The organism is Candidatus Pantoea multigeneris, from assembly GCF_011752615.1.
Lineage (GTDB): Bacteria > Pseudomonadota > Gammaproteobacteria > Enterobacterales > Enterobacteriaceae > Pantoea > Pantoea multigeneris.
Genome location: NZ_VWXF01000006.1, coordinates 272060 through 297549, shown reverse-complemented (window position 1 = coordinate 297549; position 25490 = coordinate 272060). Strand labels below are relative to the sequence as shown.

General features: G+C 50.5%; 31 protein-coding genes and 1 tRNA gene. 14 read left to right on the top strand and 18 right to left on the bottom strand.

What is annotated here, in order from left to right:
* Positions 1 to 120: 120 nt before the first annotated feature.
* Complete coding sequence (gene cysS, locus F3J40_RS15945) at positions 121 to 1506, top strand: cysteine--tRNA ligase (protein WP_167016136.1); 1386 nt, start codon at positions 121 to 123, stop codon at positions 1504 to 1506.
* 96 nt (positions 1507 to 1602) lie between these two features.
* Here the strand turns inward: cysS and ybcJ are convergent, their stop codons facing one another.
* Entirely contained in the window at positions 1603 to 1815 is a 213-nt protein-coding gene (gene ybcJ / locus F3J40_RS15940; RefSeq protein ID WP_017346790.1) for a ribosome-associated protein YbcJ, read from the bottom strand.
* Positions 1815 to 2681 carry a bifunctional methylenetetrahydrofolate dehydrogenase/methenyltetrahydrofolate cyclohydrolase FolD gene (gene folD, locus F3J40_RS15935; RefSeq protein ID WP_167016134.1) on the bottom strand — a complete coding sequence of 289 codons (867 nt, stop codon included), beginning with the start codon at positions 2679 to 2681 and terminating at the stop codon, positions 1815 to 1817. Before folD ends, ybcJ begins: the two co-directional genes overlap by 1 nt.
* Before the next feature lie 182 nt (positions 2682 to 2863).
* Here folD and F3J40_RS15930 point away from each other — a divergent pair.
* Positions 2864 to 2940, top strand: a tRNA-Arg gene (locus F3J40_RS15930).
* Positions 2941 to 3079: 139 nt separating this feature from the next.
* Here the strand turns inward: F3J40_RS15930 and F3J40_RS15925 are convergent.
* From F3J40_RS15925 to F3J40_RS15915, 3 genes are all read right to left on the bottom strand, one after another.
* On the bottom strand, positions 3080 to 3952 hold the full coding sequence (locus F3J40_RS15925; protein ID WP_167016132.1) for a hypothetical protein: 873 nt from the start codon (positions 3950 to 3952) through the stop codon (positions 3080 to 3082).
* Positions 3949 to 4710, bottom strand: coding sequence for a HipA family kinase (locus tag F3J40_RS15920; RefSeq protein ID WP_167016130.1), 762 nt, complete (start codon positions 4708 to 4710; stop codon positions 3949 to 3951). Before F3J40_RS15920 ends, F3J40_RS15925 begins: the two co-directional genes overlap by 4 nt.
* Positions 4711 to 4941: 231 nt before the next feature.
* Positions 4942 to 5487, bottom strand: coding sequence for a hypothetical protein (locus tag F3J40_RS15915; RefSeq protein ID WP_167016188.1), 546 nt, complete (start codon positions 5485 to 5487; stop codon positions 4942 to 4944).
* Positions 5488 to 5768: 281 nt separating this feature from the next.
* Here F3J40_RS15915 and F3J40_RS15910 point away from each other — a divergent pair, with 281 nt between their 5' ends.
* Entirely contained in the window at positions 5769 to 6191 is a 423-nt protein-coding gene (locus F3J40_RS15910; RefSeq protein ID WP_167016128.1) for a cell envelope integrity TolA C-terminal domain-containing protein, read from the top strand.
* Positions 6192 to 6741: 550 nt separating this feature from the next.
* The gene (locus F3J40_RS15905; RefSeq protein WP_167016126.1) at positions 6742 to 7617 is read left to right on the top strand and encodes a phosphorothioated DNA-binding restriction endonuclease; all 876 of its coding nucleotides are present in this window, start codon (positions 6742 to 6744) and stop codon (positions 7615 to 7617) included.
* 528 nt (positions 7618 to 8145) lie between these two features.
* On the opposite strand, the gene F3J40_RS15900 is transcribed toward F3J40_RS15905, so the two are convergent.
* Positions 8146 to 8673 (bottom strand): DUF2778 domain-containing protein, encoded by a 528-nt coding sequence (locus F3J40_RS15900; protein ID WP_167016124.1) that lies wholly within the window; start codon positions 8671 to 8673, stop codon positions 8146 to 8148.
* Positions 8674 to 9194: 521 nt separating this feature from the next.
* Between F3J40_RS15900 and F3J40_RS15895 the strand changes: the two genes are divergently transcribed.
* Complete coding sequence (locus F3J40_RS15895; protein WP_167016122.1) at positions 9195 to 9380, top strand: hypothetical protein; 186 nt, start codon at positions 9195 to 9197, stop codon at positions 9378 to 9380.
* 118 nt (positions 9381 to 9498) lie between these two features.
* Here F3J40_RS15895 and F3J40_RS15890 read toward each other — a convergent pair whose 3' ends face one another.
* From F3J40_RS15890 to F3J40_RS15860, 7 genes are all read right to left on the bottom strand, one after another.
* Positions 9499 to 9705, bottom strand: a complete 207-nt coding sequence (locus F3J40_RS15890; RefSeq protein ID WP_167016120.1) for a hypothetical protein — start codon at positions 9703 to 9705, stop codon at positions 9499 to 9501.
* Between the two features lie 36 nt (positions 9706 to 9741).
* Entirely contained in the window at positions 9742 to 10203 is a 462-nt protein-coding gene (locus F3J40_RS15885) for a hypothetical protein (RefSeq protein ID WP_026042483.1), read from the bottom strand.
* A gap of 88 nt (positions 10204 to 10291) precedes the next feature.
* Entirely contained in the window at positions 10292 to 11245 is a 954-nt protein-coding gene (locus F3J40_RS15880; protein ID WP_167016118.1) for an HpcH/HpaI aldolase/citrate lyase family protein, read from the bottom strand.
* The gene (locus tag F3J40_RS15875; RefSeq protein WP_167016116.1) at positions 11245 to 12324 is read right to left on the bottom strand and encodes a cysteine protease StiP family protein; all 1080 of its coding nucleotides are present in this window, start codon (positions 12322 to 12324) and stop codon (positions 11245 to 11247) included. The genes F3J40_RS15880 and F3J40_RS15875 overlap by 1 nt, the downstream gene beginning before the upstream one ends.
* Complete coding sequence (locus F3J40_RS15870; RefSeq protein WP_167016114.1) at positions 12317 to 13099, bottom strand: HAD family hydrolase; 783 nt, start codon at positions 13097 to 13099, stop codon at positions 12317 to 12319. Before F3J40_RS15870 ends, F3J40_RS15875 begins: the two co-directional genes overlap by 8 nt.
* The gene (locus F3J40_RS15865) at positions 13092 to 14219 is read right to left on the bottom strand and encodes a phosphoribosyltransferase domain-containing protein (RefSeq protein ID WP_167016112.1); all 1128 of its coding nucleotides are present in this window, start codon (positions 14217 to 14219) and stop codon (positions 13092 to 13094) included. The genes F3J40_RS15870 and F3J40_RS15865 overlap by 8 nt, the downstream gene beginning before the upstream one ends.
* Positions 14220 to 14227: 8 nt before the next feature.
* The gene (locus tag F3J40_RS15860) at positions 14228 to 15283 is read right to left on the bottom strand and encodes an ATP-grasp domain-containing protein (protein WP_167016110.1); all 1056 of its coding nucleotides are present in this window, start codon (positions 15281 to 15283) and stop codon (positions 14228 to 14230) included.
* Positions 15284 to 15604: 321 nt separating this feature from the next.
* Here F3J40_RS15860 and F3J40_RS15855 point away from each other — a divergent pair, with 321 nt between their 5' ends.
* From F3J40_RS15855 to F3J40_RS15825, 7 genes are all read left to right on the top strand, one after another.
* Entirely contained in the window at positions 15605 to 16189 is a 585-nt protein-coding gene (locus F3J40_RS15855) for a TerD family protein (protein WP_167016108.1), read from the top strand.
* Positions 16189 to 17334, top strand: coding sequence for a TerD family protein (locus F3J40_RS15850; protein ID WP_167016106.1), 1146 nt, complete (start codon positions 16189 to 16191; stop codon positions 17332 to 17334). Before F3J40_RS15855 ends, F3J40_RS15850 begins: the two co-directional genes overlap by 1 nt.
* Before the next feature lie 19 nt (positions 17335 to 17353).
* Complete coding sequence (locus tag F3J40_RS15845; protein WP_017346803.1) at positions 17354 to 17809, top strand: tellurite resistance TerB family protein; 456 nt, start codon at positions 17354 to 17356, stop codon at positions 17807 to 17809.
* Between the two features lie 20 nt (positions 17810 to 17829).
* On the top strand, positions 17830 to 18867 hold the full coding sequence (locus F3J40_RS15840; RefSeq protein ID WP_167016104.1) for a TerC/Alx family metal homeostasis membrane protein: 1038 nt from the start codon (positions 17830 to 17832) through the stop codon (positions 18865 to 18867).
* Positions 18868 to 18917: 50 nt separating this feature from the next.
* Complete coding sequence (locus F3J40_RS15835) at positions 18918 to 19496, top strand: TerD family protein (RefSeq protein ID WP_167016094.1); 579 nt, start codon at positions 18918 to 18920, stop codon at positions 19494 to 19496.
* A gap of 64 nt (positions 19497 to 19560) precedes the next feature.
* Positions 19561 to 20136 carry a TerD family protein gene (locus F3J40_RS15830; RefSeq protein ID WP_167016092.1) on the top strand — a complete coding sequence of 192 codons (576 nt, stop codon included), beginning with the start codon at positions 19561 to 19563 and terminating at the stop codon, positions 20134 to 20136.
* Between the two features lie 116 nt (positions 20137 to 20252).
* Positions 20253 to 21497, top strand: coding sequence for a vWA domain-containing protein (locus F3J40_RS15825; RefSeq protein ID WP_167016090.1), 1245 nt, complete (start codon positions 20253 to 20255; stop codon positions 21495 to 21497).
* Between the two features lie 19 nt (positions 21498 to 21516).
* Here F3J40_RS15825 and F3J40_RS15820 read toward each other — a convergent pair whose 3' ends face one another.
* From F3J40_RS15820 to F3J40_RS15810, 3 genes are all read right to left on the bottom strand, one after another.
* On the bottom strand, positions 21517 to 22197 hold the full coding sequence (locus tag F3J40_RS15820; protein WP_167016089.1) for an HAD family hydrolase: 681 nt from the start codon (positions 22195 to 22197) through the stop codon (positions 21517 to 21519).
* Between the two features lie 101 nt (positions 22198 to 22298).
* Positions 22299 to 23027 carry an alpha/beta fold hydrolase gene (locus F3J40_RS15815; protein WP_240155483.1) on the bottom strand — a complete coding sequence of 243 codons (729 nt, stop codon included), beginning with the start codon at positions 23025 to 23027 and terminating at the stop codon, positions 22299 to 22301.
* Between the two features lie 40 nt (positions 23028 to 23067).
* Positions 23068 to 23760, bottom strand: a complete 693-nt coding sequence (locus F3J40_RS15810; protein WP_167016085.1) for an SDR family NAD(P)-dependent oxidoreductase — start codon at positions 23758 to 23760, stop codon at positions 23068 to 23070.
* Positions 23761 to 24191: 431 nt separating this feature from the next.
* Between F3J40_RS15810 and cspE the strand changes: the two genes are divergently transcribed.
* Positions 24192 to 24404 (top strand): transcription antiterminator/RNA stability regulator CspE, encoded by a 213-nt coding sequence (cspE, locus tag F3J40_RS15805; protein ID WP_167016083.1) that lies wholly within the window; start codon positions 24192 to 24194, stop codon positions 24402 to 24404.
* 10 nt (positions 24405 to 24414) lie between these two features.
* Positions 24415 to 24552 (top strand): cold shock small protein YmcF, encoded by a 138-nt coding sequence (gene ymcF, locus F3J40_RS24920; RefSeq protein WP_237760999.1) that lies wholly within the window; start codon positions 24415 to 24417, stop codon positions 24550 to 24552.
* A 154-nt stretch (positions 24553 to 24706) separates the two neighbouring features.
* Here ymcF and F3J40_RS15800 read toward each other — a convergent pair whose 3' ends face one another.
* Positions 24707 to 24859, bottom strand: a complete 153-nt coding sequence (locus tag F3J40_RS15800) for a hypothetical protein (protein WP_167016081.1) — start codon at positions 24857 to 24859, stop codon at positions 24707 to 24709.
* A gap of 56 nt (positions 24860 to 24915) precedes the next feature.
* The gene (locus tag F3J40_RS15795) at positions 24916 to 25341 is read right to left on the bottom strand and encodes a hypothetical protein (protein ID WP_167016079.1); all 426 of its coding nucleotides are present in this window, start codon (positions 25339 to 25341) and stop codon (positions 24916 to 24918) included.
* Between the last annotated feature and the right edge of the window lie 149 nt (positions 25342 to 25490).

Here is a 25490-nt window from a genome sequence, read left to right as displayed (position 1 = left end):
GAGTCAGCCTGGCTGCATAAGAAGCTGCACTTTGCATCGCACCAGGTGAAAAAATACGGCACAATATCCGGATAACATGAAAAAGTGTCATCCGCACACGTCTCAATACGGAACTGTTAAATGCTAAAGATTTATAACACCCTGAGTCGACAGAAAGAGGAATTTAAACCGATCCACGCCGGCGAAATCGGTATGTATGTGTGTGGTATTACGGTTTACGACCTCTGTCATATCGGCCATGGCCGTACCTTTGTGGCATTTGACGTGGTTTCTCGCTATCTGCGCTATGTGGGCTATAAGCTCAACTATGTGCGTAATATCACCGATATCGACGATAAAATCATTAAACGTGCGCAGGAAAATGGCGAAACCATTGAAACCCTGACCAACCGCATGATTGCAGAAATGCACAAAGATTTTGCCGCGCTGGGTATTCTGCCACCGAATCAGGAGCCTCGTGCTACGCGCCACATCGGCGAAATCATCGACCTGGTTGAGCGTCTGATCGCGCGCGGCCATGCCTATGTGGCAGACAATGGCGATGTGATGTTCGATGTGCTGAGCGATATCGATTACGGCAAGCTGTCACGCCAGGACCTGGAGCAGCTGCAAGCGGGTGCTCGCGTTGAAGTGGCAGAAGTTAAACGTAACCCGATGGATTTCGTGCTGTGGAAGATGTCCAAGGCCGATGAGCCATTCTGGCCTTCTCCGTGGGGCAATGGTCGTCCAGGCTGGCACATTGAGTGTTCTGCAATGAACTGCAAGCAGCTCGGCGCGCATTTCGATATTCACGGTGGCGGTTCAGATCTGATGTTCCCGCACCATGAAAACGAAATCGCACAGTCAACCTGTGCGCACGATGGCCCTTACGTCAACTACTGGATGCACTCCGGTATGGTGATGGTGGACCGCGAGAAGATGTCTAAATCGCTGGGTAACTTCTTCACCGTGCGTGACGTGTTGCAGCACTATGATGCGGAAACCGTGCGTTACTTCCTGATGTCTGGCCACTACCGTAGCCAGCTTAACTACGGCACCGAGAACCTGAATCAGGCGCGTGCTGGCCTGGAGCGTCTCTATACCGCTCTGCGCCACACCGATACCAGCGTGGCAGCGCAGGGCGGCGAAGAGTTTGATGCCCGTTTCCGTGCCGCAATGGATGATGACTTCAACACGCCAGAAGCTTACTCCGTGCTGTTCGATATGGCGCGCGAAGTGAACCGCCTGAAAGGCGAAGACGCTACCGCCGCGAACGCACTGGCAGCCAAACTGCGTGAAATCGCTAACGTTCTGGGCATCCTGCAACAAGATCCGGAGCTGTTCCTGCAAAGCGGTGCGCAGAGCAGTGACGATGAAGTGGCCGAAATTGAGGCGCTGATCGTGATGCGTAACGATGCACGTAAAGCCAAAGACTGGGCGCAGGCCGATGTGGCACGCGATAAGCTGAACGTATTAGGCATTGTGCTGGAAGATGGGCCGCAGGGCACCACCTGGCGACGTAAATAAGCAAGAGGGCGAGCAATCGCCCTTTTTTATGCACGCACTGGTAGAAAAGAAAAAAGGCGCTCTGATGGGCGCCTTTATTGTTTCTACGTGACGGTTTTACGCGACGACAGTGATGCTCTGCCCGGCGAACGAGACCGTCTGGCCTGGGAAGATTTTACAGCGCTTACGCGTTTCAACCGCGCCATCAACGCTGACCTGACCTTCGTCGATCACGATTTTGGCCTGTGCGCCACTTTCAACCCAGCCTTCCAGCTTCAGCAGGTCACACAGATCAACGTGGGCGTGTTTGCCCAGAGAGAAAGTTGCCATTATGCCTGTGCTCCATCGTGGTACTCTTCGCACGCCTGTAGCGTGTTCTGAATCAGGGTAGCAACGGTCATTGGACCTACGCCGCCCGGTACTGGGGTGATAAAGGAAGCACGCTCCGCAGCGGCCTCATACTCTACATCGCCGACAACTTTGCCGCTTTCCAGACGGTTAATACCCACATCGATCACGATGGCACCCGGTTTAATCCAGTCACCTGGAATGAAGCCCGGTTTGCCCACGGCAACCACCAGCAGGTCGGCGTGTTCAACGTGATGACGCAGGTTTTTGGTGAAGCGGTGAGTCACGGTGGTGGTGCAGCCTGCCAGCAGCAGTTCCATGCTCATCGGACGGCCTACGATATTAGAAGCGCCAATCACTACCGCATTCAGACCGAAGGTGTCGATGTTATAACGCTCCAGCAGCGTAATGATGCCGCGTGGGGTGCAAGGGCGCAGCAGTGGCGCACGCTGACACAGACGACCTACGTTGTAAGGATGGAAGCCATCAACGTCTTTATCCGGCACGATGCGTTCCAGTACTTTGACGTTATCGATACCAGCAGGCAGCGGCAGCTGCACCAGGATACCATCGATTGCGCCATCGTTATTGAGCTGGTCAATCAGTTCTAACAGTTCTGCTTCGCTGGTGGTAGCGGGCAGGTCGTAAGAGCGGGAAACGAATCCAACTTCTTCGCAGGCGCGACGTTTGCTCGCCACATAGATCTGCGATGCCGGGTTTTCACCCACCAACACCACTGCCAGACCAGGTGCGCGTTTACCGTCCGCTATGCGCTGCTGAACTTTTTCAGCAACCTCAGAGCGCACCTGCTGCGCAATCGTTTTACCGTCAATAATCTTTGCTACCATCAGAGAGGAAATCCACTGTGTTATGTTGAATCGGGGGAATGGCGCATATTGTGTCAGAAGAGTCGCGTGCTGTCAGGTGTTGCATTGCCACGACTGCACGATTCTTCTGCAACTGATTGCCTGGACGCGTAAAATCGTTGACTCAGCAAGTGCCCACCGTATAATCCACCCAGCTTCCCCAAGCGCCCTTAGCTCAGCTGGATAGAGCACCGGCCTTCTAAGCCGTAGGTCACAGGTTCGAATCCTGTAGGGCGCGCCATTCTCACTTCTCCTATAGTTTACTCAAGTACACAAACTCCCTTTTAAACCAGCTCGCAAGCGAAATATCGTGATCGTGATGTCTACTAAGTTCTATTGAAAGCTACGCCTATGTGGGGATAGGTTCCTGTTAGACGAAGTCAAGCCGCAATCTTTATAATTCTTTGAGCAGCTTCGAGCGCGCTATTTACAGGAATGAAATTAATATCTTCCTTTAAGGCTAATTCAGTCAGTTCATTAACATAACTACGCATGCTTGCAACGGTTTTAGGTGGGATGGTTGGATCTTCGTAAGATGGGATGCCAACGATAACATCAAGCACATATGGTTTTAAAACCATACTGGAGCGAGAAAGTGATTCTAAATCATATACTTTTGCTTTAATTGAGTTTATTGACGCCGATAAACGACTAGGTACCATTAATCCAAAGTTAGAAGCATAAACATCATTATAAAATCCAAAGCGAGTCTGCAAATGTGCGCTTGATAACTGCACGCGGGTACCAAAGTAATCCGAAATTTTCGGATTCAGCCTTCTAGCTTCATCGGATATTCTGGTTGACCATTGCTCTGACTGCTTTTGACTAGATCTATCATCATCTTCTGAACGATCTGCCTCAAGAGTTAAAGTTCCTAGGCTTGCTGTTAGCCTGACAGCTTGTCTCAAAATCCCAGATAAACTATCGTCGAGTGCTTCAGCATGCTTTGAGATTGCGAAACCAGATATGGGGGATGCCCAATGCTCCAAGTTGACGCTTGAGTTCAGGTGAGAATTGAGTGAGTCTTTCACCCAAGATACCATTGCCTTGATTGCTTCTGATTTCGTACCATAGATTGAATCGAGAACCTCATCCCTGATGGATTGAATTATTTCATACCTACCATCAACTCCCCTGGCAACAATTATTGCGTTAATCCTTTCGCCTGAACCAATGATAGGCTCAAAGGACACTGACCACCACTTACCTGCATAGGTTGGTTTTGCTGGAAAGAGTGAAATGTCAAATGTCATTGAAACATGTCCGATTGAGATATGCGTAACCTAGATCTTATCAGAGTCTCGATTGATAACAATCTATCGGTAAGAAAAGCTAAAATTTGGGCGATCACTGCATCTGGAACATACATTGTTGCCTGAGCACTAGACATTACACCTTCCAAATTTAAAGCACGATACATAGGGGCTATCATCTGAGAGGCGGTTCGTAAATCACGGAATTTGTCTAATTCGGTTTTGATTGAGAATAGAGCTCTCAAGATGTTGTTATCGAGTGCCGGTTGGTCAGCTGGCAAGCTTTCTGGAAGTGCGAGTCCATGGTCAATGAACAAAAAATCATCGCCTCCATCGTAAAGGATGTTACCAACATTTCTATCATGATTGGCAATCCATTCATCGAAAACGCCAACATCCAGAGATGCTTTGAAATTTTGTAGTTTTTCGTATGATTGACGGCAATCGGCGTACCTTCGAAAGCTAGGGTAAGCCGCATCTTCAGAACCAAACATAAGTGCGTTTTTCCCCGGCGGGATAATGTCTAACGTCGTGTCATCTGCGAGGATGAGGTAGGGCTTAGGGATTGGTATTCCAAGCTCTCGACCAAGAATGGCGCAGAATGCTTCAACGCAAATCTCACGGGGATCAATTATCTTTGCAAAAACTACAACCGTATTAGTTGCTGTTCTGACGTGGGCCTTCCATGTCTGGTTTATGTTGCTATCACTAAACAACTCAGCTCCCGGTAAAAGGGTTGCTATCTGAATGTCATTCATATCTAAGCCATCTTTTCTTACAATACTTTAGAGAATATACAGAATACTCCTCTAGACATATCCTGACAGATGATCAGTACTCAATAAAAAATTTAACAAATCATACACCCTTTACAGCCGTTCCATACTTTGAACCTAAGCAACTACGAACTTACTAGACAAGTTACTTCCAATTCTATTCTTGATGATCGCTTTTCCTACGGCTTCAAATGAACAACAATGTCCATAGCGTTAGCTTGCTGTGCTGGAAGGGATCGGGTATCTCAGATCGATTTGTGGCGCGTCGCTTAGAAACCTGCCAGATTTTGCCATCAGGTATGCTGCCATTTCCTCTGGCGTTAAATCGACATGAAACATGTCCTTATCCTGGAACCATGCATCAGGCCAGTAGATGAGATCGGACGGATTCGCATCAAAGTTTTTTTCTAGCAATCCCAGCGCATAGCTGTGTTCAGATTCCTTACCTTCAGCATGGCATACGAAATTGATTATCTGAATCAACTCACCCCAGGTTAAATCGCTAATGTATTTTTCCTGATTAAATGCCATCCGGGCAAAGTTCTTTGCACTGGTCCATGAGGAAAAGTCCCGGAAATCAGAGAATGTTTGTGGGTTGATAACCTGGCCGTTCCAGTCGGCGATCATTGCTTTTAGCCCTTCATCATCTTCGTTGGTGCCGGTATCAATTTGCGACAGTATTTCTTCGGCAGTGTCAGCTAACACCATAATTTTTTGGCGACTGATTTTGACTAGTTGAAAGCGCTCAGGCAATGGCATTCGGTCTTCCTTGTTAAATTGTGGAGCAGTAGCGACGCGGCGATAGATAATCTGCGTCAAAGGGGATGTCCTCATGTGACTTATGAAGACATTACTAACATCTCGGTGTATTAATCAACAGGGAGCAGGTCAGGTGAGGTTAATCAGGCAGAATCACGAGTTTTGCTGCTCATCGCAGGACGTTTTTAAGACGGAGTCAGGTGATGAAGAGATGGACTGTCAGGTTTCATCCATGCTTAGAAGGTGCTATAAAGCGATAAATTAACTGCATGGATGCCATAATGAAAAAAACACTAACTTTTATATGCCTTATTTTATTGGCGGGATGCCAGACACATACAAAAAAAACGCTTGGCAAACCATTGAGTTTCCCAACCGCTTTGGAAATAAAAAGCCAATGCGAATCGGAAACGGCGCAGCAGGTTGAGAGTCGGGAACTCCATGTATGGATGTGCCAGTCTGTTACTGCAATACAGAATCGTTTTTTTGACGCAGATAAATACCAAGGCAAGACCTGCGATATCGTGATTACACAGCCGTTAGGTAAGCAACCAACGAACGTTAGTACGAATGGCGGCGACCCGGATCTATGTAAAGTTGCTTTGGAGGCCACTGAACAAGCTATCGATTCAGGTACTTTCCCCCTGCGCCCGGCAAGCCTAAAAGAAAAAATCATTGTGCATTTCGCGCCTGAAAAAACCTAATCGCCTTCGGGCGATTTTATATTTTAGTTAATATGGTATCATCTAAGGCTGACTTCGAAAAATCTGGGAGAGACTCTGGACGGCACCAAGGCATTCTCGATTATTGAGTTAGAAAATATTTTTTCTATTTATATGCCCATGATGGGCATAAGAATTCATTTGGCTTATTACTTTGATAATTTAATTCATATATTGAAATTATCCCGTATATCAACTATTGCGTTTGGTTACTTGTTGGTGTGTGTATAGATTTTATACTATCAATCAGAAATAGCTAATACAGTTCGCTCTATTACTATCGATAGGAGTTAGTGCTATCTTCGCTAATTTTCTTTACTCACTAAAGATCATAGAGGGATTTGCACTGTGCGCATCAGGCCTTCCGCACAAGAGGTATGTAAATGTGCCTCGGTAACTTTTTTATCGTTGTTATCAGAATGCTGACTGCCAGGTACTGAGACGACAAGAAAAGATATCTGCAATAATGCCTTGAATGTACATATCGTTGCGAGCATCATCGCAAATATGATCCCATGGATTCTTCATCGCAATGACTTCTGACAAAACTCTAAAGCAAGCGATATCAAATATTACTATTTGGCGCAAAGGCGAACAGCGTGCGCCACATAAGCCATTATTGCTGCTGCACGTCCTCTCACACTATCGGCAGGGTCATGATCGTCTGTTTAACTATGGTTCTGAAATCTATGAGCCCCTGTTGGGCCTCCTTGAACGGTATGGACCGCAGCGCCGTGACCAGCGTCCGGACATGCCGTTCTGGCGTCTGAAGGGCGATGGCTTTTGGGAACTACAAAACGCGGAACTGTGCTCAACCAAGGGTAGCCGTCAGCCACCCCGACGTGAACTCATCGCATATAATGTTGCGGGTGGATTTGATGTCGATAATTTTGCGTTGGTGGCAAAAAATCACCGGTTAATTGATATGCTGGCGCAACAACTCCTGGCGGCACATTTTCCGACCAGTATTCAGGAAGAGATCGCTGACGAGATGGGTTTTGATATTCGTACCTCTCTCCGTCAACGCGATCCGAAGTTTCGCCAGATGGTACTGCGTGCATACAATTATCAGTGCTCTATCTGTGGTTTTAACATGCGTCACGATAATGCGCCGATTGCGCTTGAAGCTGCCCATATCAGATGGAAGCAGCACCATGGCCCTTGTGAAGTGCCTAATGGCCTGGCATTGTGCGCAATCCATCATAAAGCGTTTGATCGCGGCTCGATCGGCCTGGATGAAAATATGCGTGTGGTGATTTCAGATGCGGTTAATGGCGGTGGAGTGGTGCAGCGATTGTTCTGGGACTTTGCAGGGAAGATGATCGCGCTGCCATCGGTTAGGGAGAATTATCCGGGGGAGCGATTTGTGGAATGGCACAGGAAAGAGGTGTTCAGAGGAGAGTATTAATATGGCGTTCTGTGAAACGGGCTTTGCGCATAGTCATCTCCTCAAAGGACATAGTCAGTATATCGGGAGATCTCTAAAGTGAATGGTCCGTTTTGCAGTGATACTTACAATTCCATCAGGGCCACCCTTTAGCTCAATAAAACTGAACTGATGACCCTGAGCTTCAGAGACTGCATGAATCGTAACTACTTTCTTAATAATCGCTTGATTAATAAAAACAATATTCCTGCATAAACGCAAACGACCAAAATCAGACTGCTAAAAGTGACAGGATCAGACTCAGCCTCATAACTTCCAGACTGGTATTTTCCAAACATTAAATAAGCGTGCTCAACTACCCAGGACGTTAGCGTATAGAGCGGCTTTCCATAACTCGACATCCAAAATGCGACGATAAAGCAAAGGATGAATCCAACAATATTTTTGGTTATATTTACACCCTTCATGGTAAAAATATCCTTATTTGTTAAACAAAATAATTCATAAATGAAAATGATTTTTTGACTTTTTCAATATAATAAAAATTCGTCACTGTTTACATTCTGCAAAATTGCTTACTCCTTGTACGTCAACCCAGCCATAGGATTGTAAACCGTGGCGCGACCCTGGGACATCTTTCATGCCTTGTTTCAATAAAGCTTTACGCACGGTGTAAAAATCTTGCCGATTGACAAATGTGATACATCCTTCGCTAAACCCGGATCCATCTGGACGCAATGGGTGTAAACGAAAGCCACCACGCAAAGAATGTCCAATATAAGTGCTATCTGTCATCGTTTTAGCACTATAAAGTCCGAACCATTCTGAATGATTGTTGCCTGTCCATGCATCAATTGCCCATCCACGTACACGGTTGGCATAGCTGCCATCAGGTCTTGGAACTATGTAATAGCGTCCAACCGGAATTGCACTATTAGACAGGAACGTACAGTTAGGATCATTTTTGTGCGGATCTTGACCAGAAAAAACCGGAAAATCACCAACTCCATAAACATGTAAAAGCGTTTGTTTACCATCTTCACTTAAGTCATTATAACTCATGCGCATTATCTGCATTGAATCGCTCCTGTTAATTTTAATCTGTTTTCCTTATCGGTAGTTAACCTAACATTTTATACCAAGAAAGTTAAGAAGAACTGCTGGAAGTATGGGGTGATTTATTCAAGTGGGAAAAAGTCACTAAGTGCTTATGGCGTTTTTCCGTGTTAATGACAATGGCTGTATAACGATCAATTATGCGTTAAAAATAAAATAGGAATTGTCTAATATTTGATGGCGACTTTTATGCAGAAAAAAGATCATAAAAACAAAAAACAAGATTCTCGTTGGTTGCAATTGCACCTTAGTCGGTACTGATATACATATCATCTACACTTTCAACTATGCAGCCCATAATGGCGTTAAGAACTCTTTTCTGACAACCAGTCTTAACGATACAACAAGCGTTCCTAACACCGACAAAAAGCCACAACACCCACACTAACCGAAACGGCATTGACCAACCTTTGCAAATATTAGCAAGCTATTAATTACCATCGGTGTTATGGTGGACGTTCACTCTCAACCGGATGTCCAATATGGAAACTGGTTTTTACTGGGTGGGGAACGGTGTGACAGCGCCGTATGTGTGGTTCTGGCAGTTGGGATATGGTTTCCACCGGCCTTCTGGAACACTCCCCATCACGATGCCGCATTTCAAAGCCGCTGGCTTATCTGTGCTTAGCGATAAACTCACTCTAACGGATATCAAGAAAGGCTTTTAAAGGGCAGGAGTGTCTTTTAGGGCTGATGACATAGCCATAGAGAAAAATGTTTTTCTATGGCTACCTGTTTGAAATATAAAGGTTATACAGACTTACTGTTTAGTTTAAGCGGTAGCTGCTAACCCTGAACATTCTCCTCTGAACGTCTGCTACCAGAAAAGTGCTTGTGCGAATTCCAGTTAATGGCGCAGCAAAATACCATCCCAATCAGAAACGGTACTGTCGAACCCGAGAAGAAGAAGCTACCGATCCAATAGCCCAGCGATAAGCTGGCATAGATTGAGGCCAGGCGCAGCCATAGCGTGAAAACGTTTGATTTATCCATAAGTTAATGAGTTATTCCTTTAACGTGTTAACACAATCAACCCCGCCGTAGTCGCTCCAGTACTGCCTCAAACCCTTGATTGACAATCATCTCAGCGGCTTCGCTGCGGGTGATTTCACTCAACAGGCTGATCTGGTCAATCTTGCGCAGTACTGACATGCGTAACGAGAGCGAAACCGCTTTCTTCTTCTCTTTGTCGAGAAACACGCGGCTTTGGGTGTCTGCGGTTTGCAGTTCAGCATTGAATTTTAGCGCTTCATTCATGTAGCGCAGGCTTTTTTTATCCAGTTTACCGCTATCGACCAGCACATAGCTCTGGTTGCCACGGCTGTACTTGATCTCGGCGGACCAGGATTCGCGAAGCTCTTTCAGTACGCGGGTCAGCGTCGGTTCTGAACAATCCAGCTCGGCTAACAGCTGGCTGGCAGCGACGGGTTTACGGTTGCTGAGTAGCGATGCGAGCATATACACGCGTGTTTGTCGGGTACTGAGTTGCATTGTCGGTCAAGGCCTGCGTTGTGAGTTAAGGGTCAGCCACGCAATCCTTGCTAGTGACTTCACGACAATATCAATATTTGCCTTAATGTCAGGTAAATAGATTGCGTAAAAGCGTTGCGTTACCTGAACTATTCTCTGCGGCGATGCCGTACTCCTGCGCGCGCGCCAGAATCGCTTCCGCCCAGCGGCGATGGGTGGCCGGTTCACACATCGCCCCCTGTGATTTAAATACCGCCTGGCTGGAGTTGAGAATGCGTAAGGCATCAGCGTGATCGGCAGCAGAAACCATCAGTTGACTCTGTATCGCGGCAATCTGGCTGGGATGAATGGCGGTTTTGCCCACCAAACCATGGGCAATATCCAGTCGCAGCTCATTTTCCAGCATCATCTGATCGTCAATCAGTTCGCACACTGGCGCGCTCAAGACAAAATCGCGCGAGGCGAAGACCGCCACCAGCATTTTAATGGTGTAGCCCATTGGCGTGTCATACAGCGTCAGGTGGCGTGGACGGCGCAGCGATAGCGTGTTCATCAGGTCATTACCGCCAATGCGCAGCGCCAGAATACGTGAGCGGCAAGGGTGCTGCTGTAGCGCCTGTGCCAGTTCGCGCATCGCAACCACGTCAAACACCTCTTCTGTCTCCAGCGTTGGCATCAGGTGCAGGTGGGTCTCGGCGATGATTTGCCACCAATTAGGCAGGGTGGACAGGGTAAATTTGGGCAGCACCAGGCCATCAATCGCGGTTAAATCGAGATTCTCGATCAGCCATTCGGCCATCGCCAGATGACGTGGACGGATAAACACTAACGGCCACGCGGCATTGCCTTCTGCACACTGGGCGGCATTTAACTGCTGCAATAGCTGCTGGAGATTGTGTAGCGCCTGTGGCAGCTCAGCGTCACTTACCGCATCTTCAAGGCAAATCACCAGCGAACGCAGCCCGGTAATTTTGTCGCGTAAGATCGCCTCGGCGATATCATTGCGCACGGCAGGCATGTAAAGTGTTGCGCCCAAACGCCACGGTGAGAGACGGGCGTTCATCACAGCACCTTCTTGATGATCGTTACTGCGCGATACTGACCCAATTCGTTGCCCGCTTCGGTGATGGGAATATTTTTCTGGCCGGCGAGGTACACCAGCAGCGCAACGTCGGGGTCGGTGACCGATCGAACTAATACATGATCCGGGACGCGACGCAGCACCGCACGAGTCGCTTCGGCGATGCCGGGTTTAATGCGGTTCAGGCTGTCGACCTGATACCGGTCTGCCAACAACGACAGCACCGCTTCACTCCGCGCTATCAACTGTTGTTGGGGGAGCGCATTCGGTTGGCACTGTGGCAATCTGCTGGCCTCCAGCCGTTGTGCATAGCGGACAACGGTGTCGACCAACTGCTGGCTGCAATCATATTGCGCGAGATGATCGCACTGCACGCAGCCGTGCAGGCCAGCTTCCGACCACAGCGAGCGAGAGATCAACCCTGAAACCGGCGCACCCATAATGCCAAACGGGATCAGCCAGTCGTCATCACTGGCGGAGAGCCACGCGCGACCACAGGGATCGGCCAGGACAACCAGACGCGGCTGAGCGGGATAGCCAGGACGCTGGGCGAGTGAGCGAATCAGCTCACCGGTGATCGCACCTTTGCCCGTCCAGCCATCGACAAATACAATGCCTTCGCAGCCATGGCGCGCCTCAATGATATCCAGCGCAGCACCATCGATACCACGATCGCGAATAATACTGATGCCATAATGGTAAGAGGTATGACCGAGGGATCGCAGTGCCTGTTGCAGCATGACGCCCAGCGGGACGCCAGCGCGCACCAGGCTGGTCAACACAATTGGCGTGGTGGGGAACTGGTTTATCAGCGCCAGGGCCAGCATCGTCACTTCCCGTGCCAGACGTTCGGCCCCCTGATCCAGAGCCTGATTAAACAGTGTCAGATGCCAATGGGTGGGCTCGGGTTCCTGGCTAAGCATCTCGGAGTAGTGGCGGGTGCCTGACTGGATCAATTGCTCTTTCTGATCCACTGGCGTCATGGCGATCTGCACCGGATTCAGTAAAAATTCGACGTCACCCGGCAGGTACGATCCGGAAAAAGGCTGTGCATCAGGCATCGGTCTGTTCTCCAAAAATCGTGCGGTTGATCTGTGCGGCAAACTGACTCTGGCGCGGCAGGCCATACCAGCTACAGAGTTGCATAAAGCGGTGATCGCTCAGACTGTCCCCAAGGCCGATCACCGGGAAGATGCCGCGCTCGGCACGCAACTTCTCCAGTAAAAAGCTAACCGCTAACCCTTTTTCCACCACCAGCGGTAGCCACGCCACGTTGTTGCTGTTGCGGTGGAGATAAAAACCGGTGGTCGGGAACCGCTGTTCAATCTCATCCGCAATGGCATACAGCTCATCGAGGCGCGTGCTGTCGCAGTGCTTCATCACCAGGTAAATGGGGGTGTGGTCATATTCATAGTTGATGCGTGCCCAGCCGTTGATATCACGCTGGGTCATCAGTTCAGTGATCGCTTGCTGCATGTCCAGTAAACGGCTGCGGTAGGGCTGCAATTTTTCCAGCATCTGTGTGCGCCACTCGGCATCCTCTTCCCCTTGTGGGTTGAGGATCACTGCACCGTGCGTAGCGATCGACCAGGATCGGAACGGGATTTTTACCCTAGCGATCTCTTCCGTGCCGCGTGCTGTGACCGGGATCAGGTCAGCATGCTCCAGCATCCAGTCAACCAGCATCGCCTGTTCTTCTGTCATAAAGCTGCGTGGTTGCAGGCTGCGATCCAGCGCGCCGGGGCGGAAGGGCGCGACATTCAGCTCATCCACCATTTTGCGACGTGTCTGGAACAGGGTGTCGTCCAGATCGGAGAAGATCACCGGTTTAGTCATAGCAAATTACCTCAACGTGCGTCGCAACCCGCTGCAACGCGGTGAGTAAGTGTGGATCGACGCTGGATGCCGGGGTTTCAATGCACAGCAAAATGCGATCAAACCGCTGGTGCGCCACGTTATAGACAAAGTTAGCAATACCGAGTCCGTAGTTGTCATTGAAGGCAATGATCGATTCGATAGCGAAGCCAGGCGCTATCGGCGAACGGGTGGTGGAGCTGTATTTGACCTCTGCACCCAGTGCTGCCAGTCGTTCAGCCAGCAGGAAGGGTTCCCAGACAAATTCGCTGCTGCCGAGGACGAGAATTTTCTCTCCCGGCTGGGGCTGAATATGGCAGCCCAGATCGGCCGCAGGCGCTTTCATGCCGAGACGTCCCCAGCTCTGCTTGCCGATCAGCGGCACATCAGACGAAGTATGCAGTGAGGCGGCGGGCATTTCTGGCAGCGGTGCTGCAGGGTCGGCCAGCCATTGCCAACTGCCTTGTGCCAGTGAAACGGCATGCACCGGCAGCGGTGAGCGATCCGTAAGCGCATCTCCGCTCCAGTCCGTTAGCGTCACGGTGATCACGCGTTCAATCTGGTTCAGCCCACCTTCCTGACGTAATGCCTGCAACAGGTTGATAAAGGTATTGCCGGTGGTGGCTTCATCATCAATTAATACCAGCGTGCGGGCATTCAGTACCCGCTGGCGTAACTCGGCATTTTCCGGCAGGTAGATCAGATGATCGGTGGCATGGCTGTGGTTTTCTTTGAATTCGCACAGCAATTCTGCCGCCTGTGGATGACGGGTTGAAGTGAGATAAACCGGCTGTTGCGCTTGATGCCGTGCTTCATCAAACACGCCAGCGCCCAGTCCGACGGCAGTTTCGGCCATGCCGATAAACAACACCGGTCCATGATCGAGGGCGGGAAGACGTTGTGACAACTGGCGGTAAACCTGGCGCATTTTGGCTGGAGCAACCGGAATATGCCGACCGAGAACCTTGCTAACGAACAGAAAAGCCCGCTTCGGATTGCGGCGTTCGGCCACTTCAAACAGCTCATCAAAGAGGGTGTCAGCCCCGGTTGGGATGACGCTGAGCGTGCCGCAGGACAGGGTTCGGCTCCAGAGAGTCTCCATAGAATTCCTTAAATAAGACGATTGGTCAGCGCAGAGCTGTAAGAGACGGCTTGCGTCAGTGCGCGCACCGAAGTCGCATGAAAACGCTGAGTTGCTGCAAGAATCTGCGACCGATCAATCAGGTCCAACTGGTGCAGGGCAAACAGTGCTGGCAGGTTTACCCCGCTGAGCGCGGTGTAACCAATGCCACCCGAGGGACGCATATTGATTTCCAGTAGCCGCGGCTGGCCTTGCGCATCATGGCGTGTTTGTACATTAACTAATCCATCTGCACCCATGGCGCTGGCACAAGCGACAGCCAGTTCGTAAGCCGCTCCGTCCTTTTCCAGATGCTGTAACGCACCCTCTTTGCGGCGGGCAATGGCGGCCAGTACCTGGCCTTTTTCTGCCAGAATATCCACCGAATACTCGGGGCCAGGCAGGTAGGGCATGAGCACCAGTGGTGAGAAGGTGTCAGTCGCTTCCAGCGCCTGCAAATAGAGCGCGGTATTGACTCGACGATGATCGGGATGGGTAAATGCCGCCATCGGTGAAAGGCTGTCATCAAACTGCCAGAATCCCATGCCATAAATGCCGTTAACCGGTTTGATGCACAGCGGCGCACCCGCGAAAGGCTGGCTGGCGATCTGCTCACGCAGTGCGGCGGCAGAATCAACGCGAATGGAAGGCACCACCGGCAAGCTGAGGTGCTGCATCGCTTCCGCAAAGGCCGCTTTATCATCAGCCAGTGCCAGCTGATCACGGTTGCTGGCACCGGTGGTTAAACGCACGCCGCAGGCTTCAATCGCCTTACGATGGGATTCAAACCACTGTGCATGACGTCCAGTGTGAATCGCCTGAATTGCGTATTTCTCTTGCGTGGAGAGAATAAATTCTAGCCGTTGATTGTCATTCTCAGGCTCAATAAATGCTGCATCCGCCAGCGAAAGAATTTCATTACGCTGATAGCGATGAGAAGCATAAACAGTAATATTGCGCTGTTGTACATTCAGATCGTTTTTAATGTGATGAATAATATCTCTTTGTGAAGAGAGTCCTTCCATAAACCAGATATTGTGTCTCATTTCAGGTTATTTCCACGGCCGGGAATGAAGGATGTTATGTCCAGTGAAGTGTATTTGTCACGCAATCTACTGTCAATCATAATATGATTTTGTCATTGACGTAAGATTATGAATTTTCATGTAAAGATTTGTCATCGTGAAATCGGTTTTTTTCCTGGGTAGAAAATTTTTATCCTTTTGATTTCAATAATTTAAAGTGCTACCAAACATTTCAGGGAAAAATGCGCTTGTTCGATATTGGCATCATGTTATGATTTTTCCTCTAAGGAATAGGGTGTTTAAAACAGAACCTTTTCAATACCTGGTTGAAGGAAATATGACATGGTTTCATTAAGCAAAAATCAGACTGTCTCACTCAGCAAACAAACATCCTCATTAAATAAACTTCATTTCGGCTTAGGCTGGGACCCAATAAAGAAAAAAGGGTTATTCAGCAAGCTGCTTGGCGGTGGTAATGACGCCATCGATCTGGATGCCAGCTGTATTCTGCTGGATAAATCCGGCCACCAACTCGACACCATCTGGTTCCGTAAACTCGCCTCTTCCTGCGGCTCTGTGCAGCATAGCGGCGATAATATGACAGGCGAAGGTGATGGCGATGACGAAGTGATTAACGTTGATCTCATGCGTCTGCCTGCGGAAGTGGAGTATCTCGCTTTTACCGTGAATAGCTTCCGTGGCCAGACCTTCAATGAGGTCGAAAATGCCTTCTGCCGCGTGGTCGACCAAAGCGGCAAAGAGCTGGCGCGTTATCAACTGGCAGAGCAGGGCAGCCATACCGGTATTGTTATCGCTTCGCTGCACCGCAACGGTGGCCTGTGGGATTTCACTGCCCACGGTCAGGCCTCTAAAGGTCGCGTCATTGACGACATGATGGCGGATATTGTTGCTGTGGTGGTGCGCTAATGACGATGTCTCCTGGAAGTAACGCCGCAGTGCCGGGCAGCCTGCTGACGGTACGCGTGGTATCGGGTGCTGAGGTAGATGCCTCGGCGTTTCGCCTGTTTGCCAGCGGTAAAGTCAACGGTGATGCGGACATGGTGTTTTACGGCCAGCCGGAAAACGATGACCGTACCATCAGCCTGAAAACTGAGGGCCATCACTCGCTGTTCAGCGTGGATCTCAGCCGCTTACGCCCTGAAGTGCAGAAAGTCGCCTTTACCGTGACCTGTGACGGTGGTCGCACGGTAGCCGCTCTGCAACGCCTTGCGATTCAAGTCGAGCAGAACAGCGAAGTACTGATGAGTGGCAACGTTGAACTGGCTGGGCGCCAGGAGGCAGCACTGATTCTTGGCGAGCTTTATCGCCGCAACAACGAATGGAAATTCCGTTTTATCGCCCAGGGCTTTAACGGTGGCCTCAAGCCACTGGCAGAGCATTTTGGTGTGAATGTATCGGATGAACCGGCTCCGGCTCCGACTCCGGCCCCAGCACCTGCGAAAATCAGCCTGAGCAAAGTCTCTCTGACCAAAGAGAAACCCGCGATCAGCCTGACTAAGCGCGACAACTTTGGTGAGATCCGCATCAATCTCAACTGGCACCGTGGCAATGGTGGCGCAACGGGCTTGCGCTCAATGTTCGGCGGTAACAAAGGCGTCGATCTCGATTTGGGCGCGTTTGTGCGGCTGGAAGATGGCTACAAATGTGTGATCCAGGCGCTGGGCGGTAACTTCGGATCCCTGCGTGATGAGCCCTACGTTCAGCTCCAGGGGGATGATCGTACCGGTGAAGTTAGCGATGGTGAGTGGCTGCATGTAAACGGTCGCGAGTGGAAGCACATCAGTGAAGTGCTGATTTTTGCCTACATTTATGAAGGCGTTGCCAGCTGGGATAAGACCGATGGCATCGTCACGCTGCACGTTCCGGATCAACCGCCGATTGAGACGCGAATGACCGAAGGCCAGAACCGCCGCAACATGTGTGCCATTGCCCGTCTGGTTAATGACAACGGCAGTATCCGCGTTGAGCGCATCAACCAGTTCTTTAATGGACACGACGATATGGACAAAGCCTTCGGCTGGGGCTTTCGCTGGCGTGCCGGTTCCAAATAATTCAGACAGAGGAAAGACCATGAGCTTTTTTGACAAGGTAAAAGGGGCGTTCAATTCAGGACGCGACGAACTGACTAAACAAGTCAGTCGCTATAAAAATAAGAAATTCATGCAGGGCACCGTGGCGGTTTGTGCACGTATTGCGGTTGCCAGTGACGGAGTCAGCGCGGACGAGAAGCAGAAAATGATCGGCTTCCTGCGCGCCTCTGAAGAGTTGAAAGTGTTCGAGACCACGGAAGTGATCGAATTCTTCAACAAACTGGTCACCAGCTTCGATTTCGATCTGGAGATTGGCAAGGGCGAAACCATGAAGTACATCATGGCGCTCAAAGATCAACCTGAAGCGGCGCAGCTGGCCGTGCGTGTGGGTATTGCTGTTGGTAAAAGCGACGGTGATTTCGATGCGGACGAGCAGAAAGCAGTACGTGAAATTGCCATCGCGCTGGGTTTCGACCCTGCGGAATTTGGCCTGTAACTTAATCTGAAGGATTAATAATGGAATCCACACACATCGGTTTTCCCGTTGAAACCGTGATTGTTTTTATCGCGCTCTCCGTTGGTGCGATTTTAATCGACCTGTTTATGCACCGTGGCGATAAGCCCATTTCGCTGAAGAGTGCGGCACTGTGGTCACTGTTTTGGGTGGCCGTGGCGATGGGCTTCGCTGGCTTCCTCTACATTCATCACGGCGCTGAAGTGGCCAGCCTGTTTATTACCGGTTATGCGCTGGAGAAAGTGCTGTCGGTTGATAACCTGTTTGTGATGATGGCGATTTTCTCCTGGTTCGCCGTGCCAGACCGCTACCGCCACCGCGTACTCTACTGGGGCGTGATTGGTGCCATTGTGTTCCGTGGCATCTTCGTGGCTATCGGTACTGGCTTACTGAGCCTTGGCCCGTACGTTGAGATTGTGTTTGCGCTGATCGTGGCATGGACAGCAGTGATGATGCTGAAAAGCGGTGATGACAGCGATGAAATTGAAGATTACTCGCAGCACCTCGCCTATCGCCTGGTAAAACGCTTCTTCCCTATCTGGCCCAAGCTGCGCGGTAACGCGTTCCTGCTGAAGCAGAGCGAAGTGGATGAAGAGTTAAAGAAACCGGAAAACAAAGATGTGGTGATTGGCCGTGGCGCAAAAGCAGCGCTGTATGCCACGCCGCTGATGCTGTGTGTGGCGGTGGTTGAGCTGTCAGACGTGATGTTTGCCTTTGACTCGGTGCCCGCGATTATTGCTGTGAGCCGTGAACCGCTGATCGTTTACAGCGCCATGATGTTTGCCATCCTCGGCCTGCGTACCCTGTACTTCGTGCTTGAAGCGCTGAAACAGTACCTGGTCCACCTGGAAAAGGCGGTTATCGTGCTGCTGTTCTTCATCGCGGTGAAGCTGGGGCTGAACGCAACCGATCATATCTGGCATCACGGCTATAGCCTGTCAGCCAGTACCAGCCTGTATGTCGTGCTTGGCGTGCTGGCAGTGGGGATTATTGTCAGCGTACTGTTCCCTGGGAAACCAGAGGAAAAAGAAGAGAACTAATTTTCTTCCTACGACCTAACTGAACGAATATTAACCAAGAGGGTAATTCAATGAGCGTTTCTCTATCAAAAGGCGGTAACGTTTCGCTGAGCAAAGCGGCACCAACCATGAAAAACGTCCTCGTTGGCCTTGGCTGGGATGCACGTTCCACCGATGGTCAGGACTTTGACCTGGACGCTTCTGCATTCCTGCTGTCTGCCAGCAGTAAAGTGCGCGGTGACACCGATTTCATTTTCTACAACAACCTGGTCTCGACTGACGGTTCTGTTTCACACACCGGTGACAACCGTACCGGTGCAGGTGATGGCGATGATGAATCGCTGAAAATCAAACTGGATCTGATTCCAGCGGACGTCGATAAGATTGTGTTTGTGGTCACCATTCATGACGCACAGACCCGCCGTCAGAGCTTTGGTCAGGTATCGGGTGCTTTCATCCGTCTGGTGAACGATGACAACCAGAGCGAAGTGGCACGTTACGATCTGACCGAAGATGCTTCAACAGAAACTGCCATGCTGTTTGGTGAGCTGTACCGTAACGGCACCGAGTGGAAATTCCGTGCAGTAGGTCAGGGTTATGCCGGTGGCCTGGCATCGGTTTGCGCCCAGTACGGTATCAACGCTTCTTAATCATTTCGTCACTTACGGGCAGCGTTTGCTGCCCGTCTTTCACAGCATCATCAGGAGAAAACCAATGGCAGTATCTCTGGTAAAAGGCGGTAACGTATCCCTGACCAAAGAAGCACCGACCATGAATGTCGCGATGGCCGGTCTGGGTTGGGATGCACGCGTAACAGACGGTCAGGGCTTTGACCTGGATGCCTCGGTCTTTATCGTGGGTGAAAACGGTAAAGTACTGAGCGACAGCAGCTTTATCTTCTTCAACAACAAGCAAAGCACTTGCGGTTCTGTTGAGCACCAGGGCGATAACCGCACGGGTGAAGGCGATGGCGACGATGAGCAGGTGAAAATCACCCTGTCTAAAGTGCCTGCTGAAGCGAAGAAGCTGGTATTTGCCGTGACGATTTATGATGCGGAAACCCGTAAGCAGAACTTTGGCATGGTCAGCAATAGCTATATCCGTATCTTCAATAATGACAATGGCACGGAAATCGCGCGCTTTGATCTGTCAGAAGATGCCTCAACCGAAACGGCGATGGTCTTCGGCGAGCTCTATCGCAATGGCGCAGAGTGGAAATTCAAAGCGGTAGGTCAGGGCTTCGCCGGTGGCCTGTCAGCGCTGGCAGCACAGCACGGCGTGAACGTTTAAGTCCGCTGCAAAATCGATGAACCCCGGCATGTCCGGGGTTTTTTATGACGAAAGTGGCTTTAACCGGCGAATCCAGGCCGGGAACTGGAACCGAACGCTAACAGGAGGTTGCTCGAATGACGTTACAGCCAGGCCAGAACATGGTGCTGAACACCCAGCAACTGACGTTGCAGCTGCGCTACACGGCTTCACCGGCGTTGAGCGGCGATGTGGATACCAGCGTGTTTCTGCTCAATGCCGAAGGCAAAGTCAGTGCCGATGAAGATTTTATCTTTTTTAACCAACTTGCCACGCCAGACCGTAGCGTGGTGATGCAGCAACACGCTTCCGGCTGCCAGATTCACATCGATCTAAGCCGGATTGCGCCACGCGTCAGTAAAATTGCGGTAACGCTGGCGCTGGACAGCAGTGCCGCTATTTCTGCGCTCTCCAGCCTGACACTGACGGCGGAGAATATCGCACAGTTTTCTCCTGAACTCCCGGGCCGCAGTGAGAAGGCATTGATTCTCGGTGAGATTTATCGCCACAACGGCGGTTGGAAGTTCCGTGCGTTGGGGCAGGGTTTCAATGGTGGGCTGGAGCCCCTAGCCCTGCATTATGGTGTCGATGTGGCGCAGACGGAGAATACGCCGCCCGCAGCCCCTGTGACGGTAAGTCTGGAGAAAAAACTACAGCAGCAGGCCCCACGGTTGGTCAGCCTGGCGAAAAAAGCCTCGGTCAGTCTGGATAAACATCGCTTACAGTCGGTGAAAGCGCGAGTGGCCTTTGTGCTGGATGCATCCGGGTCCATGACCGGCCAGTTCAAGCGTGGCAATGTGCAGGCGGTGTTGGATCGTATCGCCGTACTGGCGGTGCAGTTTGATGATGATGGCTCGATGGACGTGTGGGGATTCGGCGAACGGCATGCAAAATATCCCGATGTCACGCTGAACAATCTCGACGGCTATATCGACAGCATTCAAAAGCAGGGCAAACGATCATCGTGGGAGTTGTTACCCGGACTGGGTGGCACCAACAATGAGCCGCCAGTGATGGAAGAGGTTATTGATACCTTCCGGCATAGCGATCTTCCCGTGTATGTGGTGTTTATTACCGATGGGGGTATCAGCAAAACGCGCGCCATCAAAGAGGCTATCCGTCGTTCGGCTAATTATCCCATCTTCTGGAAATTTGTCGGTCTGGGCGGCAGCAACTACGGCATTCTGGAGGATCTGGATAACTTTACCGATCGTCGTATTGATAACACCCATTTCTTCGCGATTGATAACTTCGCCACCCTGGCAGAAGAGAAGCTCTATGACCTACTGCTAGAGGAGTTTCGAACCTGGCTGGATGAGGCGAAAACCGACCGCATTTTGTGATCGGTTTTGCCTGAGTGCATCAGGGATCGAGCTGGATCATGCGCAGTTTTTCAATCGGCATGCGGCGTTTTTTCCAGCCGGTGTGGAAATGACGCCAGTGCGGGTCCTGAGCGGCGGCCAGCAGTTCGAAGTCACCGCGTGTATCGCCCCAGGCGCGGAGATGATAGCCGCTCAGTGGTCCATACACCGCTTCAAGCCGTTTAACCTTCTGGCCGCAGCGGCAGTTGTGGCCAGTAATACGGCCTGTCAGTTTACCGTTGACCACTTCTAACTGCGTGCCGATAAGCTTGATGCCGAGGCGATCGGCAAACGGCTGTAACACCATTTCAGGTGAGGCGGAACAAATGGTGACTTCCATCGCGGAGTTCACTTCAGCGGCGACGGCCAGCAGCCCGGCAGGGCGCATCAGACGCGTCCAGTTCGCGGCGCAGAATGCCAGTGCTTTTTCGCGCACCCACTGCTCATCGATATCGGTTAAAAAGGTTTTGATCAGCACCTCTTTCAACTCGTCACGCGTCAGCTTTTTACGCATGCAGCGCAGCGTTGGCAGCACCAGTCTGGCGATTTTGCGGGAAAAAACGCGTCTGCCAAAGCTAAAGCGCAGGAAGGGGATAAAACTGTCATGGATGGTCAGCGTGCCATCGAAATCAAACACCGACAGAACCTTGTCGGCGTGCTGTGGAAATGAATCCATCGTCATTTTTTCTCCTTCGCCCTCGGAAAGGCTGTAATTTCTGCCTGGATGATAGCAAAAAGCAGGCAGGATGACGAAGCGCGCAGGGCGGTGAAGATGAATTCAGGCTAATCCACTAACCGGCTCAGCCAGCCCAGCACGGTTGCCGCAAGTTGTTCAGGTTGCTCCAGCGGCACCATATGGCCGCAGCGATCAATCTGATGTAGCGCTGAACCCGCAATAAAGTGCGCTAGCTCTTCGGACTCTGCCAGTGAGCGCAACCGATCCTGGCGCGCCGCGACAATCAGCGTCGGGCACCTAATTGGCTGACAGGAAATATTCTGGCGGATCAGCGCGGACTGACGTAGAAACACGGCGTTGCCCAGTCTGTCACCCATCATTTTGATCTTGTTGATTAAAACGCGATCCTGTGCGCGTTCGGGATGGAGTGAACGCGCAATCGCACTGCTGGTGAGTCCACCGAACTTCGCTCCCTGTTGCATGGCTTTTGCGGCTGACTGCTTCTGCTGCACCTGTTCTGGCGTATCTTCACGTAGCGAAGTGGCGATCAGCACCAGCGCCGCTACTCGCTCGGGGTAGTGTTCTACAATCGCCCGAGCTACGTAGCCACCCAGTGAAAAACCCACCAGCACAAAACGCGCGGGCAGTGTGGCAACAATGTGTTCGGCCAACTGCCGGATGCTGTTGCCTTCTGCCAGGCTGGCGCAAATAAAGCGCCTTCTGCCCTCGGCGGCCGCGATAAACCCCTCCCACAGCGTTTCATCAAGCATAAAGCCTGGAATCAATACCACGGGCAGTGCTGCTGAGCGGGCTACTGACGTCAATTCCTGTGTCAAAATGACCTCCATTGGGCACAAGGCGGCTGAGGGTAGGCGTTTACCAGGGGATCACTCGACCTAAATAGTCGAGGTAGTGCAACCCGCCGTGTCCGGCATACTCTTCCATGGTATTGAGCAGGTTAGGTATGCTCTCTTCAATCGTCAGGCTAGCCTGCGGGCCGCCCATATCCGTGCGCACCCAGCCCGGAGCCATGATCAATAGCGTACGGCTGTTCTGCTCACGAGCAGCAAAGCTGCGCATAAAGGTGTTCAGCGCGGCTTTACTGCCACGGTAAACCTCAAACGTGCCTGCGGTATTGTTTGTAACGCTGCCAAGCCCTGAGGACATGACGGCAATGGTTCCGGCGGCAGTGACATTGGCTTTGAATGTCTCAATCACGCGCATCGGACTCAGCGCATTGGTCACCATCACGCGCACAAATTCATCAGTGGCGACATCCGCAATGGTTTCGGCATCGTCATTTTTCACACCCGCATTCACGAACAGCATATCGAACTGTTGTGTGCTCAGGCGTGAATGCAGTGCGGTAACTTCATCTGGCTGATTGATATCAACACACTCAACGCTGAGTTGAGTGGGGTAGCGGGTCGCCAACTGTTCCAGTTGTGCCGTGGAGTGCGCCCGCCCCGTGGCAACCACCTGATAGCCGCGCTGCAGCAGCGTTTCAGCCAGGGCAAAGCCCAGCCCGCGTGAAGCACCAATCAGTAATACTCGGGACGATGTTTGCATGGTGTGATTCTCTGTGAGTTCCGAAGGGAGAAGAAATACTACCTGATTCAGGCTAGCAGAGTGCGCAGTCTGTGCGTGTTGCTGTCTGGAGTGGTTCTGGGCAGTTACTGGTAACCCCAGTTAAAGGGGGTAAACAGCCGTTTTTACCGCCAAAGGCGTGTAATTGAATTATGATTTAATTCAATACGATAACTGCGATTTGGGGGTTGGAGAAACTTTAGTTTAGAAACTTCTTGCAAGGCTCGACAAACAATGCGTTAATAGCACGTCGGTCTGAATAGCAGACAGTTTCGATTAGGTTTCAGTTGTATTTCTCATCTCAGTTAGTGCCGCAAAACAGCCTTTCTCTTTGAGTCTTATCCTAAGCTCTGATTCGTATCTGCAGCTCAGCCCTTTTTATCGCCGAAAGGCTCATTGAATAGGTAAATATTATGTCTAACAAAATTCAAGGTACTGTTAAGTGGTTTAACGCGGACAAAGGTTTCGGTTTCATCACTCCTGCAGATGGCAGCAAAGATGTGTTCGCACACTTCTCTGCAATCCAGAGCAACGGTTTCAAAGTACTGGAAGAAGGTCAGCGTGTTGAGTTCACTGTTGAAGCAGGCCAGAAAGGCCCAGCAGCAGCTAACATCGTTGTAATCTAAGGTTAATTTTATTAACTTTCGGTTCCAGTGCCCTTGTTGCCGTGGGTCTCAATACAGAACATCGGTTTACGATGTGAGTAAGAATAATCCCCACGGCGCAAAATGTATTTTTTGTAAAGCCAACATGGTTGCTTTCAGCGCAGCATAAACGCCAGGCTTCGTGGCCAGTAAATGCGTTGTTGTTGTTTTGAATATACCGTTTCCATGTTTAGATCTCCGCTTGTTTCGATAAGCGGAATCCACGGCTAAAAGCCCCGCCTTTCAGGTGGGGCTTTTTTATTTCTAATGTTTAGCACAGTTTTTTACATCATCCCTGCTCTTGCACTCAGAAACGAAAGGACACCCAGCCAGTAGCCAATGTAGTAAAAACCCCATTTTTTAAGGCGGATCGCCAGCAAGAGACACAACAGGCCAATGAAACAGGTGGGGATAGCGATCATGGTGAAAATATTCATGGGTGACACATCCTGTGAACTGAATTCAATTCACAGGATAGCAGAGCAGGGGAGATTCAGGTAACGGGTTCCAGTTGCCAGCGTTCAACCAGATAATTCACTACCGCCAACTGGATGCCAAATTTAACTTCAGCATCGCTGACGTCGGCCAGAATCCAGGTAAACAGATCGTTGAATGCAATATCATTTTGGCTTTCAGGGACATCACGCAGCGTACGAATAAAGTTTTGCGTGGCTGAAGGGAGATGAGAGAGCGTGATTTCCGGCAGTTGGCTTCCCGCCTGTTCAGCTTTGTACGCTTTTATTGCAAAGGCGTAAATTTGACCGGCACATTGTTCCGCCTGCGATTTATCTTTTACCCGCTCATCCACGGCTTCGCACAGGGAGGCGAAGCTGCTGAATTTCAGATCGTTTTGTTGCGTAGCATCTTGCCAGAAGGAAGGCTGATTAGCATTGCGTTTTAATAGTCGGGAAAAAAACATGCATCACCTGCACTTTTGGGTTGCGATCAGTTAGTTAAGGCAAGAATAATTTCTCCTTTTGGTTAAAGCAATGTCCCACTATCGCCACACCGATGTTTCGGGAACTTTCATATAAAAAACTTTATTTTCATTAAAAGGCTGGTTTTTTC